This is a genomic window from Aeromonas sp. 130281, from assembly GCF_056642115.1.
On the sequence record NZ_JBWVQS010000004.1, the window covers coordinates 320,967 to 334,584 of the forward strand.

11 protein-coding genes and 1 pseudogene are annotated in these 13,618 nt (G+C 62.5%); 8 read left to right on the forward strand and 4 right to left on the reverse strand.

Going from position 1 to position 13,618, the window contains the following annotated elements; genetic code table 11:
• Positions 1-3 precede the first annotated feature (3 nt).
• From lepB to pdxJ, 5 genes are all read left to right on the forward strand, one after another.
• Entirely contained in the window at positions 4-927 is a 924-nt protein-coding gene (gene lepB / locus AC1IN8_RS13470; protein WP_139434017.1) for a signal peptidase I, read from the forward strand.
• Entirely contained in the window at positions 928-1,599 is a 672-nt protein-coding gene (gene rnc / locus AC1IN8_RS13475) for a ribonuclease III (protein WP_111910479.1), read from the forward strand.
• Positions 1,600-1,660: 61 nt separating this feature from the next.
• Positions 1,661-2,560: a GTPase Era gene (era, locus tag AC1IN8_RS13480; RefSeq protein WP_139434018.1), complete on the forward strand. Its 900-nt coding sequence runs from the start codon at positions 1,661-1,663 to the stop codon at positions 2,558-2,560.
• Positions 2,561-3,271, forward strand: coding sequence for a DNA repair protein RecO (recO, locus tag AC1IN8_RS13485; RefSeq protein ID WP_005332779.1), 711 nt, complete (start codon positions 2,561-2,563; stop codon positions 3,269-3,271). It abuts the gene before it with no gap.
• An 84-nt stretch (positions 3,272-3,355) separates the two neighbouring features.
• Positions 3,356-4,093, forward strand: a complete 738-nt coding sequence (pdxJ, locus tag AC1IN8_RS13490) for a pyridoxine 5'-phosphate synthase (RefSeq protein WP_041205039.1) — start codon at positions 3,356-3,358, stop codon at positions 4,091-4,093.
• Between the two features lie 64 nt (positions 4,094-4,157).
• On the opposite strand, the pseudogene AC1IN8_RS13495 reads toward pdxJ, so the two are convergent.
• The 4 genes and pseudogenes from AC1IN8_RS13495 to barA all read right to left on the reverse strand — a co-directional run.
• Positions 4,158-4,286 (reverse strand): annotated as a pseudogene (locus tag AC1IN8_RS13495) (N-acetylmuramoyl-L-alanine amidase); the annotation flags it as partial.
• Between the two features lie 38 nt (positions 4,287-4,324).
• Positions 4,325-5,242, reverse strand: a complete 918-nt coding sequence (locus AC1IN8_RS13500; RefSeq protein ID WP_479759131.1) for an N-acetylmuramoyl-L-alanine amidase — start codon at positions 5,240-5,242, stop codon at positions 4,325-4,327.
• Positions 5,243-5,283: 41 nt separating this feature from the next.
• Positions 5,284-5,769: a YehS family protein gene (locus tag AC1IN8_RS13505; RefSeq protein ID WP_139434022.1), complete on the reverse strand. Its 486-nt coding sequence runs from the start codon at positions 5,767-5,769 to the stop codon at positions 5,284-5,286.
• A gap of 63 nt (positions 5,770-5,832) precedes the next feature.
• Positions 5,833-8,553, reverse strand: a complete 2,721-nt coding sequence (gene barA, locus AC1IN8_RS13510; protein ID WP_479759133.1) for a two-component sensor histidine kinase BarA — start codon at positions 8,551-8,553, stop codon at positions 5,833-5,835.
• Positions 8,554-8,825: 272 nt separating this feature from the next.
• On the opposite strand from barA, the gene rlmD reads away from it, so the two are divergent.
• The 3 genes from rlmD to mazG all read left to right on the forward strand — a co-directional run bounded on the left by rlmD (position 8,826) and on the right by mazG (position 13,587).
• Positions 8,826-10,148 carry a 23S rRNA (uracil(1939)-C(5))-methyltransferase RlmD gene (gene rlmD, locus AC1IN8_RS13515; protein ID WP_319916428.1) on the forward strand — a complete coding sequence of 441 codons (1,323 nt, stop codon included), beginning with the start codon at positions 8,826-8,828 and terminating at the stop codon, positions 10,146-10,148.
• Positions 10,149-10,399: 251 nt separating this feature from the next.
• Positions 10,400-12,610 (forward strand): GTP diphosphokinase, encoded by a 2,211-nt coding sequence (gene relA / locus AC1IN8_RS13520; protein ID WP_005332770.1) that lies wholly within the window; start codon positions 10,400-10,402, stop codon positions 12,608-12,610.
• A 179-nt stretch (positions 12,611-12,789) separates the two neighbouring features.
• Positions 12,790-13,587: a nucleoside triphosphate pyrophosphohydrolase gene (gene mazG / locus AC1IN8_RS13525; RefSeq protein ID WP_202047202.1), complete on the forward strand. Its 798-nt coding sequence runs from the start codon at positions 12,790-12,792 to the stop codon at positions 13,585-13,587.
• Positions 13,588-13,618 lie beyond the last annotated feature (31 nt).

Here is a 13,618-nt window from a genome sequence, read left to right on the forward strand (position 1 = left end):
TAGATGGCAAGCACCTTTTCCCTGATCCTGGCCATAGTCACTCTGCTGACCGGCATCATCTGGACAGTCGACAAGCTGGTCTGGTCCAAGCAGCGGGCGGCCAAGATTGCGGCCGCCCGTGCCAACGCCGGCTCGAACATCGATGAGAAGACTCTGGCCAAGGTGGCCCCCATGCCGGTCTGGATCGAGCAGACCGGTGGTGTCTTCCCGGTCATCGCGCTGGTGCTGATCCTGCGTTCCTTCATCTTCGAGCCGTTCCAGATCCCGTCTGGTTCCATGATGCCCACCCTGCTGGTGGGCGACTTCATCCTGGTGGAGAAGTTCGCCTACGGCCTGCGTGATCCCGTGACCAACACCAAGTTCCTCGAGACGGGTTCTCCCGAGCGTGGCGACGTGGTGGTGTTCAAGTATCCGCTGGATACCCGGGTGGACTACATCAAGCGGGTGGTCGGCATGCCCGGCGATCGGGTGATCTATCGCAACAAGGAGCTGATGATCCGGCCCAAGTGCGAGGAGCAGGAAGGGAAAACGTGCCCGGGCTTCAAGAAGCTCGACGTCAAGTTCGAGCAACGGGGTGAGTTCAGCCAGATGGGGATCCCGCTGGATCGCTACACCGAACAGTTGGGTACAGTTTCTCACGAGACCCTGCGCAACCCCCTGATGCCGGACCTGGTGGATCGCTACTATCGCCAGCCCGGCACCTACCCGGATGAGTGGGTGGTGCCGGAAGGCCACTATTTCGTGATGGGTGACAACCGCGACAACAGTACCGACAGTCGTTTCTGGGGCTTCGTGCCCGAGCAGAACCTGGTGGGCAAGGCGGTTGCCATCTGGATCAGTTTCGAATTTGAGCGCGAGGAAGGCTCCAGCTTGCCAGGCTGGGTGCCGACCGGTGTGCGCTTCAACCGCATTGGCGGAATCAAGTAAATGAATATCAAGATGAACAGACTGCAGTCCCGTCTCGGGCATGTCTTTCAGGATCAAGAGCTGCTGACCCGGGCGCTGACCCATCGCAGCGCCGGTTCCCGTCACAACGAGCGACTGGAATTTCTGGGGGACTCCATCCTGAGTCTGGTGATTGCCGATGACCTCTTCCACCGCTTCCCGCAAGCGGCGGAAGGGGATCTCAGCCGGATGCGCGCCACCCTGGTGCGGGAGAAGACGCTAGCCGAACTCGGCCGGGAGTTTGACCTCGGGGATCACCTGATCCTGGGGCCCGGCGAGCTGAAAAGCGGCGGGTTCCGCCGCGAGTCTATCCTGGCCGACACTGTCGAGGCGGTGATCGGTGCCGTCTATCTGGATACCGATCTGGAGCGGGTGCGGACCCTGTTGCTCGGCTGGTACGCCAGCCGCCTGGATGAAATCAAGCCCGGCATCGAGCAGAAGGATCCCAAGACCCGGCTGCAGGAAATTTTGCAGGGAAGCCGCAAATCCCTGCCGACCTACACAGTGACCAACGTCAAGGGCGAAGCCCACAACCAGGAGTTCACCGTCCAGTGTGACGTGGATGGCCTGGATGGTCCGCTGGTCGGGGTCGGCACCAGCCGCCGCAAGGCCGAACAGGCCGCGGCGCAGCAAGCACTGGAAAAACTGTCATGACAGATACTACCGATTTGAAAAGGCGCGGTCTTTTGACACAACAGGCATTGGAAACACTGGCATGACAGATACCACTTATTGCGGCTTTGTCGCCATCGTGGGCCGCCCCAACGTGGGCAAGTCCACCCTGCTCAACAAGCTGCTTGGCCAGAAGGTCAGCATCACCTCGAAGAAGCCCCAGACCACCCGTCACCGGATCCTGGGGATCGACACCGAGGATAACTACCAGACCATCTATGTGGATACCCCGGGTCTGCACATCGAAGAGAAGCGGGCCATCAACCGCCTGATGAACCGCGCCGCCACCAGCTCCCTGGGGGACGTGGCCATGGTGGTCTTCATGGTCGACGGCACTCACTGGACCAAGGACGATGAGATGGTGCTCGGCAAGTTGCGCCACCTGCACTGTCCCGTGGTGCTGGCGGTCAACAAGATCGACAACGTCAAAGAGAAAGAAGATCTGCTGCCTCACCTGGAGTGGCTGGGCCAGCAGATGAACTTTGCCCACATTCTGCCCATCAGCGCCGAGAAGGGCACCAACGTGGAGAAGATCCGCGAGTGGGCCAAGCCGTTGCTGCCGGAGAACGTTCACTTCTTCCCGGAAGACTACGTGACCGACCGTTCGTCCCGCTTCATGGCCTCCGAGATCATCCGCGAGAAGCTGATGCGCTTCACCGGCGAGGAGCTGCCCTACTCGGTGACGGTGGAGATCGAGCGCTTCAAGGTGGAAGAGAACGGCCTCTACCACATCCATGGTCTGATCCTGGTGGAGCGCGATGGCCAGAAGAAGATGGTCATCGGCAACAAGGGCGAGAAGATCAAGACCATAGGTACCGAAGCGCGCCTCGACATGGAACGGCTGTTCCAGAACAAGGTGCACCTGGAGCTGTGGGTCAAGGTCAAGTCCGGCTGGGCCGATGACGAGCGCGCCCTGCGCAGCCTGGGTTATGGTGACGACTGATTGCTGAACCCGGCTTTCGTCATCCACAGTCGGCCCTATCGGGAGACCAGCCAGCTGGTCGAGGTCTTCACCCAGGATAGCGGCCGATTTACCCTGGTGGCTCGCGGTTCCCGCGGGCCACGCTCCCCTCTGAAGGGGCTGCTGCAACCCTTCACCCTGCTCACCATGAGCTGGCGTGGCAAGGGCGATCTCAAGAACCTCGCCCAGGTCGAATGCCCGGATCACTCCCTGCGACTCGGTGGCGATCGCCTCTTCTACGGCCTCTATCTCAACGAGCTGGTCTACTACCTGCTCGAAGCCCATACCCCCTTCCCCGAGGTGTTCGACGCCTATGCCCGTGCCCTGATGGCGTTGGCGGATGGCGAGACGCCGGAGCTGCCCCTGCGCCGCTTCGAGTTCCTGCTGCTGCAGGCCTTGGGCTATGCGGTGGATTTCGAATATGCCGCCGACGACGACACCCCGATCCAGCCCGATCTGCTCTACGGCTTCGAGCGGGAGCTCGGCTTTGTCGCTTGCGAGCGGGCGCCGGATCCCCGTACCCTGTTCCTCGGCGCCCACCTGCTGGCCTTCGCCGAGGGGCGATTCGATACCCCTCCCTTGCTGCAGGCGGCCAAGCGCTTCAGCCGGCTGGCGCTGCAGCCCTATCTTGGCAAACGCCAGCTCAAGAGCCGGGAGCTGTTTTTAAAACGTAAAGCCAGCATGCAAGGCTGACACAGATTACAGACATATGGATATTGGCGCGGAGTGATTCGCTGACCGCGCAGTCAACAGATGAAGAGTTTCAAGGAGTCCTCAATGAGTGAAATCTATCTGGGTGTGAACATCGACCATATCGCCACCCTGCGCAATGCCCGCGGCACCCAGTATCCGGATCCTGTCCAGGCCGCCTTCGTGGCCGAACAGGCCGGTGCCGATGGCATTACGGTTCACCTGCGTGAAGATCGCCGCCACATCACCGACCGCGACGTGGAGATACTGCGCCAGACCATCCAGACCAGGATGAACCTGGAGATGGCGGTGACCGAGGAGATGATCGGCATCGCTTGCCGTATCAAGCCCCAGTTTGTCTGCCTGGTACCGGAGAAGCGCACCGAGGTGACCACTGAGGGCGGCCTGGACGTGGCCGGTCAGCTGGACAAGGTGACCGATGCGGTGACCCGCCTCGCCGCCGTCGGTGCCCAGGTGTCGCTCTTCATCGACGCCGACCCCATCCAGATCGATGCGGCCGCCGAGAGTGGTGCCCCCTTCATCGAGATCCACACCGGCCGCTATGCCGATGCCACCACGGATGCGGAGCGCAACGCCGAGTTCAAGCGCATCGCCGCTGGCGCCTCCTATGCCGCCGGCAAGGGCTTGAAGGTCAATGCCGGCCATGGCCTGCACTACCACAACGTCAAGGCCATCGCCGCCATTCCCGAGCTCTATGAGCTCAACATCGGCCACGCCATCATAGGCCGTGCCGCCTTCGACGGTCTGGCCAAGGCGGTCAGCGACATGCGCCTTTTGATGCAGGAAGCCCGTCAGGGGATCTGATGCCGGTCTGCCTGCATCGCACAGACAAGGGACGCCTCGGCGTCCCTTGTTGTTTTTTGGGGGCTCAACCCGGCTCGGGAAAGTACCGCTCCAGCAGGGCCATCAGGATGGCCTGATACTCGGCATCCGGCTCGCCGGTGATCAGGGCGGGGCGGAAATGGAGTTCGGCAGGGAGGCGCATCGCGGCGCGGCTTGGGAACACGCTGCGTCAGCGGAAATATCGGGACAACATCAGTCTGGCTCGGGAAAGTACCGCTCCAGCAGGGCCATCAGGATGGCCTGACACTCGGCATCCGGCTCGCCGGTGATCAATGCGGGACGGAAATGGAGCTGGAAGGCACGCATGGCGGCGCGGCTCTGCTCATCCCAATCGCCGTGCTGGGGGAGGCCGTAGCCGTAGCGGGCGAGCCGTTGCTGCCATTGCAGCGCATCCCAGGGGATGAGCTGTGCCTGGCGCAGCTCGGCCACTCTGGCCTCGTCTGGCCAGGCGCCGACGCCATGGTGCAGGGCCAGCTCGCGCCAGGGGAAGTGGGGGCCGGGATCCTGCTTGCGTTCAGGGGCTATGTCGCTGTGGGCCAGTACCTGGGTGGGGGGAATGTGGTAGCGATCGACCAGATCCCGGGCGAGGGCGCCGAGGGCGGCGATCTGGGCCCGGGTATAGGGTTGCCAGCGCCGCTGGTGAGCGGGCAGGGCTTCGTCTTCCGTGGGATAACCCAGATTGACTATCTCGATGCCGAGGGAGCTGGCGTTGAGCCCGGCATATTGATGCCAGCGGCTGCGACCGGCGTGCCAGGCGCGCTGGCTGTCGGGCACCAGCTGGTAGACGGGCAGCGGCCGCTCGTCGGTGTCGCGGGGGATCAGGTAGTGGGCACTCACCTTGTGCTCGGGTTCGGTCAGCAGGCGCAGGGAGCGGGCGTCGTCCTCGTCGGTGTAGTGGAGGATCAGAAAGGCGATGCGCTCATTCTGGTTGGCGCTGACATGACGGGTGGCGAGCTGATAAGGCGCCGGTTGGCAGGCGCCGAGCCCCAGCAGGCAGAGTGACAGCAGTATGGTGCGGCATCTGCCTGGCCAGGGGGCACAGACAACAAGGGATGGCCAGCGCGGCCTGCCGCCCAGGCGGAATGACGGGGGGCAGGTGCGCTGGCCCATGGCTCAGGCGCGCTGTCTGAGGGTGACGCGCGCGCGCGGGCTCATGGCGCTGTCCTGTACTTGGCGGTGAGGCCGATGAGGAAGTTGCGCAGGATCTGATCCCCGCAATCCTGATAGTGCTTGTGATCCTTGGCGCGGAACAGGGCGCTCAGCTCGGATTTGGAGAGGTTGAAGTTGGCGAGCTTGAGGGTGCCCAGCATGTCTTCTTCCTTGTAGTCGAGGCCGATGCGCAGCTTGCGCAGGATCAGGTTGTTGTTGATCCGGTTCGGGATCACCTGGGGCGGGGCATTTTCCCGCACACCGCGACGCACGGCGATGAAGCCGTCGAGGAACTGGCTCAGTGCCGAGTCCGGGCAGGCGGCATAGCCGGCTTCCTGCTCTTCCCCTTCCGCGGCCTCTTTCAGCAACCAGCTGTGGAGCTGGGCGTGGGTGACAGTCAGGTTGCCCTTGGCAAACATCTCGACCATCTGATCGTTGCTGATGGTGAGGGCGTAGCGCAGGCGGCGCAGAATATCGTTGTTGGTCATGTTGACTCCTGTGGAAACGGCGCGATTTTACCATCTGCGGGCCCCGCAGTCAGAAAAAGCGCCTCACTCGGCCAGGGAGAGGTAACGAGGGGCCTCCTGCCTCACCTGCTCCAGGGCATCTTGCAGCTCCAGCAGCTCGGGTTCGAGCTCGCTCACGGGCACGCCGTCGCGCAGCTGCTGCTCGAGCTGGGAGAGCAGGCGCTGCAGGCCGGGCACCCCCGAGTAGGCACAGCCGCCGTTGAGGCGATGGAGCTGGGCCAGCACCTCGGCATCCTCCACCTCCCCCGCCAGCGCCTCGTCCAGCATGGGTTCCACCTCGTCGAAGCTGGCCAGCAGCATGGTCAGCATCTCTTTGGCGAGATCCTCTTTGCCCGCCGCCTGGCGCACCGCCAGGGTCCAGTCTATCTGCTGATCCCCCTGGTTCTGGTGGCGCCTGTGGGCGAAGTCGGTGATGAGCTGCGCCAGCATGCCCTCGTCGATGGGCTTGGCCAGGTAGTCGTCCATGCCCTGGCGGATCAGCCGCTCCCGCTCGCCCGGGATGGCATGGGCGGTGACCGCGACTATGGGGGTCTCGGTGTTGAGGGAGTGATGGCGGATCGCCTGGGTGGCGCTGATGCCATCCATGACGGGCATCTGTATGTCCATGAAGATGATGTCGAACGGCTGGCTCTGGGCCAGGTTGACCGCCTCCTTGCCGTTCTTGCACACCACCACCTCGGTCACCATCTCCTTGAGCATGGCGGCGATGAGCTTGAGGTTGGCGGCGTTGTCATCCACCGCCAGCACCTTGACGGCCTGTACCCTGTGGGGGACCGGCGCGGGCAGCGGCGTGCGCCTGGCCGCCTCGGGGGAGAGCAGGGCGTGCAGCAGCTTGCGGTGGTTGATGGGCTTGGAGAGGCAGTGGGCGGCGCCATGGGCCAACATGGCGTCATAGAGCGCCGGCTCGTGGCTGCTGAGCAGCACTATGGTGTTCTGTTGCCCGCTGAGGCCATCGAGACGGGTGATCACCTGCTGGGGGGTATGCAGTGTGCTGCTGCCGATGATCACCATGTCCTGGCTGCCCATCTCGGGCCAGTCGTCGGTCATGGTCAGGGAGTGCACGTCCAGCTGCCATTCGGCCAGCAGGGCGAGCAGGGAGGCGTGGGTGAAGGGATCCGGCTCCAGCAGCCAGACCCGTTTGCCCAGGATGCGATCCAGCGGCAGCCGCTCGGTCTGGGGCAGGGGGGAGACATCCAGCTCCAGATTGAAGGAGAAGACGGAGCCCTTGCCAAGCTCGGACTCGAAACGGATCTGGCCTCCCATCTGCTGCACCAGCTTCTGGGTGATGACCAGGCCAAGCCCGGTGCCACCATAGCGGCGGGAGATGGAGGAGTCGGCCTGATTGAAGGCCTGGAACAGCTGGCGCTGCTGCTCCTCCGAGATGCCGATGCCGGTATCCCGGATGAGGACTCGCAGGCGAACCTTGCTGCCGTTGGGGGCCCCGGTCTGCTCGACGCGCACATCCACGTTGCCCCGCTCGGTGAACTTGATGGCGTTGCCGGTGAGGTTGGTCAGCACCTGTTGCAGGCGCATGGGGTCGCCGGTGAGGTAGTCCGGCACGGCGGCATCCACCTGTAAGGAGAGCTCGAGCTGCTTGTCGTGGGCGCTCGGTCCCAGCAGGTGCATGGTCTCGTTAAGGGTGTCCCGCAGGCTGAAGGGGATGTGCTCCAGCTGCAGCTTGCCCGCCTCCAGCTTGGAGAAGTCGAGGATGTCGTTGATGATCCCGAGCAGGTTGCGCGCCGACTTCTCTATGGTCTGCATGTAGTCGGTCTGGCTCGGGGTCAGGCTGGTCTTGAGCAACTGGCGGGTGAAGCCGATGACGCCGTTGAGCGGGGTACGCAGCTCGTGGGACATGTTGGCCAGAAACTCGGATTTGACCCGGGCCGCCTCCTGGGCGCGCTTCTTCGCCATGTCGAGCTCGACGTTCTGGATTTCTATTTGCTCGAGCGTCTCTCGCAGATCCGAGGTCGCCTGATCGATGTTCTGCTGCATCTCCTCGTGGTATTCGGAGAGCGCCTTGGCCATGGCGTTGATGCCGTTTTTCAGCATGTCCAGCTCGCCGGTGAGCTGGCCGCTGACCCGGGTATCGAGGCGCCCCTCCCTGATCCGGTGCACCGCCTGCACCATGTCGGTGATGGGCTGGGTCACGCTCTTGACCAGGCGGAAGCCGAACAGGGTGCTGATGGCGAGGCCGATGAGCACGATGATCACCGCGAAGAAGGCGTCGCGATACTGCAGGACTATGGCCCTGTCGGTGGCGAGCTGCATGGAGATGTAGCCGATGACAGGCGGCTCCAGATCGCTCGGCAGGGGGAAGCCGTCCAGGCTGGTCTCGGCCTGGATGGGGGTGCGCAATATGATGTCATCGCCATTGAAGGTGACGCTGGTCAGGGCCGGGATGGCGCTGCCGTCCGGCAGTCGCAGCTGGCTGAAGTCCCTGTGATAGTTGGACGTCACGAACAGCTGGTTCTCCTGGGTGAAGACGGCGATGGACTTGATGAAGGGGGAGTTCTTGCGATGGGTCAGCCCGATCAGCCGCTTGAGGGATTCGCGACTGTGCTGGGTCATGCCATATTCACTGGCGATGGCCAGGGGCTCTATGATGTTGATGCCCTGATCGATCAGGTTGTTTTCCAGCTGATGGTAGCGGTGGAAGGTGAAGTAACCGGCGATCAGGCCGCCGATGATCAGGGTTGGCAATATGGTAAATGCCAGTACACGGGCTCTGAGGCCGTACTTGGTCATGCTGATAAACCGCCGGCAAACATGATGAAGACCATAACCCCGGGGGCGTGTGGGCGCAGGGGGAGGGCTGGCAATACAGTCGATGTCACCGTACGGGCGCTCAGGCCGTATCCTGTCATATCAATGGGCCACTTATGGTCAGATTGGGCAATGGGGCAGAGGCCGCAGCTCGGGCCCTCAGGCCGCATTTGGTCATACTATTATTCTTGTGGGACAATGGCCTGCTGCAGATTCCACAATCATGACATAGCCACCTATAGGCACCAAGTTTTATGGCCCAGTTTTTCAAGCCCCAAAAGAAATCCACCCAGCCCCAACGTATTGAATTTACGATAGACAGTCTGGACCACCACTGTGTCGGTGTCGGCCGTCATCAGGGCAAGGCCATCTTCGTCGAAGGGGCACTCCCCGGTGAGCTGATCAAGGCTCGCATCGTCGATGACAAGAAGCACTATGCCCACGCCGCCCTGCAACAGATAGTGACCCCGGCGGCCAATCGCATCGATCCCTTCTGCCCCCATTATCGCGAGTGCGGCGGTTGCAGTGCCCAGCACCTCGGCGAAGCGGATCAGCAGGCGGTCAAGGAGGCCGGGCTGGTCAGCCTGTTCGAGCGCCTTGGCAACATCAAGGCACCGGCGCTCGAGCCCGTGCTCAAGGGAGAGTCCCGCAGCTATCGCCGGGTCTGCCGTCTCGCCATCAAGTTTGACAAGAACGGTCGTTGCACCCGGGTGGGGTTCCGCCGCCGTCAATCCAATGACCTGGTGGAGGTGGCAGGCTGCCCCGTGCTGGCCGATCCCCTCTCTGCCCTCATCACCCCCCTGCGCGAGTGCCTCAATCGCTTGAAGAGCCAGCGCGAGCTGGGACATGCGGAGCTCATCCAGGCCGAACAGGGCATCATGATGCTGCTGCGCCACACGGGTCGCCCCAACGAGGCGGATCGCGCCCTGCTGCTGGCATTTGCCGAGGCCCAGGGGATAGATCTCTATCTGCAGGCGGCGGATGAGCGCATCGAACCCCTGCGTCAACAATTTCAGCCGAGCTACACCCTCGATGGCCTGTCTCTTGCATTCGCCCCTGGCGACTTCATTCAGGTCAACGGCCCCATCAACCAGAGCATGGTGACCCAGGCGCTGGCATGGCTGGGGGCGACCAAGGACGACAAGGTGCTGGATCTCTTCTGCGGCATCGGCAACTTCACCCTGCCGCTGGCCCGTCAGGCCCGTGAAGTGGTGGGGGTCGAGGGGGAGCTCGCCATGGTGGCCCGTGCCGAGGAGAACGCCCGTCGCAACGGCATCGACAACGCCCGTTTCTACAAGGCGGATTTGAGCGGCGACATCGTCGGTATGTCCTGGGCGCGGGAAGGCTTCGATCTGGTGCTGCTGGATCCGGCCCGGCCCGGGGCGCTGGAAGTCATGAGCCACGTGGCGGCACTTTCGCCCAAGCGGGTGGTCTATGTTTCCTGTAACCCTGTCACCCTGGCCCGGGACAGCCAGGTGCTGGTGAAGGGGGGTTATCGACTGGCTCGCCTGGGGATGCTGGACATGTTCCCCCACACCGGTCATCTGGAGTCCATGGCGCTGTTTGAACGGGATTGAGCAGGTTGTTTTCAGATTGCCGGTACTGCGTTTTGTCGGTCTTACGATGCCGGTAGCGCTGTTTGCGCAGGGGTGATTAGGGTAATCTAGATCTGCAAAAATGGGCCTGATGTGCGAGAGAAACCTGTTGCCGGGATCGGCAACATGCCTTGAAAACTCTCCCGCGCATCCCCATTTGAGGCAGTCATCAGCTGATGAGGGGATGGCAGAAAGCATCGGCTTTCGGCCCCACAATTTTAAGGATTGATACCATGGTTGCGGTGCGCGAAATTCATTTGAAAGACAATTTCACTCTGGAGGAGTGGGTCAGTTCCCTTACCCTGAGTGAAAGCGACAAGAATCAACTGCGAACCGTCTACCAGTACTGTCTGACGCTTGGCGACGAGGCGCTTACCAACCGCCTGCTGGTGCGTGGCGTCGAGATGGTGGGCATACTGCTGATGCTCAGCATGGATCTCGCCACCCTCAAGTCGGCCATTCTCTATCCCTTCGTCGAAGCCGGCCTCATCAAGCAGGAGAAGGTGAACGAGGACTTCGGTCCCAAGATCGCCAAGCTGGTGGAAGGGGTGCTGGAGATGGAGGCCATCCGCTCCCTGCAGACCCTGCACCGCAGCGAGACCTCCCCGGAGCAGGTGGACAACGTGCGCCGCATGTTGCTCGCCATGGTGGAGGATGTGCGCGCCGTCGTCATCAAGCTGGCTGAGCGGATCGCCTGCCTGCGGGAGGCCAAGCTGGCGGATGAGGAGACCCGGGTGCTGATGGCCCAGGAGATCACCAACATCTATGCGCCCCTCGCCAACCGCCTCGGCATAGGTCAGCTCAAGTGGGAGCTCGAAGATCTCGCCTTCCGTTACCTGCACCCGGATACCTACAAGCAGATCGCCAAGCAGCTCGACGAGAAACGACTCGATCGGGAGCGCTACATCCGCGAGTTCGTGCAGTCCCTGCGGGATGCGCTGGCGGAGGCCGGGGTCGAGGCCGAAGTCTACGGCCGCCCGAAACACATCTACAGCATCTGGCGCAAGATGCAGAAGAAGCACCTCGAATTTAACGAGCTGTTCGACGTGCGCGCGGTGCGGGTGATCACCAAGCGGCTGCAGGATTGCTATGCGGCGCTCGGCATAGTCCACACCCATTTCCACCACATTCCCCGCGAGTTTGACGACTATGTCGCCAACCCCAAGCCCAACGGCTACCAGTCCATCCACACAGTGGTGGTGGGGGAGGAGGGGAAGACGGTGGAGATCCAGATCCGCACCGAGCAGATGCATCAGGATGCCGAACTCGGCGTCGCGGCCCACTGGCGCTACAAGGAAGGGGCCCAGGCCGCCGCCAAGACCAGCACCTTCGAAGACAAGATCGAGTGGCTGCGCAAGCTCCTCGCCTGGCAGGAGGATCTCTCCGAGAGCGGCTCCCTGCTGGACGATCTGCGCAGTCAGGTGTTCGAGGACAGGGTCTATGTGTTCACCCCCAAGGGGGACGTCATCGACCTGCCGGCGGGGGCCACCCCGCTCGATTTCGCCTATCACGTCCACAGCATGATCGGCCACCGCTGCATCGGGACCAAGGTGGATGGCCGCATAGTGCCCTTTACCTACACGCTGCAGACTGGCGATCAGGTGGAGGTGATCACCCAGAAGGAGCCGAACCCGAGCCGCGACTGGATGAACCCCAATGCGGGCTTCCTGCGCTCCAGCCGGGCGCGGGCCAAGGTGGCGACCTGGTTCAGAAAGTTGGATCGTGACAAGAACATCGCCGCCGGCAAGGAGCTGCTGGAGAAGGAGCTGGACAGGCACAACCTGACGCTCTCCAAGGTGGACAAGGTGGTGCTGGAGCGCTTCCACGCCGAGGAGCTGGAAGATCTGCTGGCCGGCATCGGCAGCGGCGACATCCGTATCAACCAGCTGCTCAACTACCTCGACACCCGTTACAACAAGCCGACGGCGGAGGAAGAAGACCGCCGCCTGCTGGAGAAGCTGGAGCAGAAGGCCAATGCGCCCTTCCGCCCCAAGGCCAAGGATCACATCGTGGTGGAAGGGGTCGGCAATCTGATGACCCACATTGCCCGCTGCTGCCAGCCCATCCCGGGGGACTCCATCCAGGGTTTCATCACCATGGGCCGCGGCGTCTCCATCCACCGGGAAGATTGCGAGCAGCTGAAAGAGTTGTCGCGCCGCAACCCGGAGCGACTGATCGACGCGGTCTGGGGTGAGAACTACTCCGGCGGCTATGGTCTCACCATCCGCATCCTCTCCAACGACAGATCCGGCCTGCTGCGGGACATCACGACCGTGCTGGCCAACGAGAAGATCAACGTCATGGGGGTGCGCTCGCGCTCCAACGTGCGCGAGCAGACCGCCGAGATCGACATGGAGCTGGAGATCTACAACATCAACGCCTTCAACCGGGCCTTGGCCAAGCTCAGCCAGCTCAATGACGTGATCAGCGCCAAGCGCCTCTGATACCCGATAAATAGTGACCGGCCCCCGTGGCCGGTCCTGTTTTAACTCTTTGAACGAAGTGAAGCGACCCTCTCATGTCCCAAGGTGACGACCTGCCCCAGTTGTCCGACATGAGATTGACCGGCTGCGTGGCCTGATGCTAGGTAATCCCCCTTTAACGAATCGAAAGCGAAGATCCCATGTCCCAACGTTACGACCTCCCTCAACTGCTCGACATCATGGCTCAACTGCGCTCCCCGGACGGGGGCTGCCCCTGGGATCTCAAGCAGAGCTTCCAGACCATAGTGCCCCACACCCTGGAGGAGGCCTACGAGGTGGCCGATGCCATCGAGACCCAGGATTGGGAAGGATTGAAGGGGGAACTGGGGGATCTGCTGTTCCAGGTGGTCTTCTACGCCCAGCTCGGCAAGGAGCAGGGGTTGTTCGATTTTGCCGACATCGTCGATGCGGTGAGCGAGAAACTCATTCGCCGCCACCCCCATGTGTTCTCCGATGCGGACCTCGGTGACGAGCAGGCGGTCAAGGTAAACTGGGAGGCGGAAAAAGCCAGGGAGCGGGCCGCGCTGGACAAGGAGAGCGTGCTCGATGACATCCCCCTCTCGCTGCCAGCCCTGACCCGCGCCGCCAAGATCCAGAAGCGCTGCGCCACCGTCGGCTTCGACTGGAAGACGCTGGGGCCTGTGGTGGACAAGATCCACGAGGAGATCGAGGAGGTGATGGAAGAGGCGCTGATGGTCGACGTGGACGAGGCGCGGGTGAGCGACGAGCTCGGCGATCTGCTGTTTGCCACCGTCAATCTGGTGCGCCATCTGGGCAAGGATCCCGAGCAGGTGCTGCGGGGCGCCAACGCCAAGTTCGAACGCCGTTTTCGTCAGGTTGAGCAGTTTATTGCCGCGGAAGGGCTGAAAATGACCGATTGCTCCCTGGAGAAGCTGGACGAGGCCTGGAACAAGGCCAAGGAAACCGAGCAAAGTTGATTTGGCGCAAGACGGGGCGGCGGGGAGCCTG

Bases quoted from the DNA above. Each gene is read 5' to 3' on its own strand.
- rlmD (WP_319916428.1), top strand. From the start codon at position 8,826: ATGGCCCAGTTTTTCAAGCCCCAAAAGAAATCCACCCAGCCCCAACGT.
- relA (WP_005332770.1), top strand. From the start codon at position 10,400: ATGGTTGCGGTGCGCGAAATTCATTTGAAAGACAATTTCACTCTGGAG.
- AC1IN8_RS13505 (WP_139434022.1), bottom strand. From the start codon at position 5,769: ATGACCAACAACGATATTCTGCGCCGCCTGCGCTACGCCCTCACCATC.
- barA (WP_479759133.1), bottom strand. From the start codon at position 8,553: ATGACCAAGTACGGCCTCAGAGCCCGTGTACTGGCATTTACCATATTG.
- era (WP_139434018.1), top strand. From the start codon at position 1,661: ATGACAGATACCACTTATTGCGGCTTTGTCGCCATCGTGGGCCGCCCC.
- mazG (WP_202047202.1), top strand. From the start codon at position 12,790: ATGTCCCAACGTTACGACCTCCCTCAACTGCTCGACATCATGGCTCAA.
- pdxJ (WP_041205039.1), top strand. From the start codon at position 3,356: ATGAGTGAAATCTATCTGGGTGTGAACATCGACCATATCGCCACCCTG.
- AC1IN8_RS13500 (WP_479759131.1), bottom strand. From the start codon at position 5,242: ATGGGCCAGCGCACCTGCCCCCCGTCATTCCGCCTGGGCGGCAGGCCG.
- lepB (WP_139434017.1), top strand. From the start codon at position 4: ATGGCAAGCACCTTTTCCCTGATCCTGGCCATAGTCACTCTGCTGACC.
- rnc (WP_111910479.1), top strand. From the start codon at position 928: ATGAATATCAAGATGAACAGACTGCAGTCCCGTCTCGGGCATGTCTTT.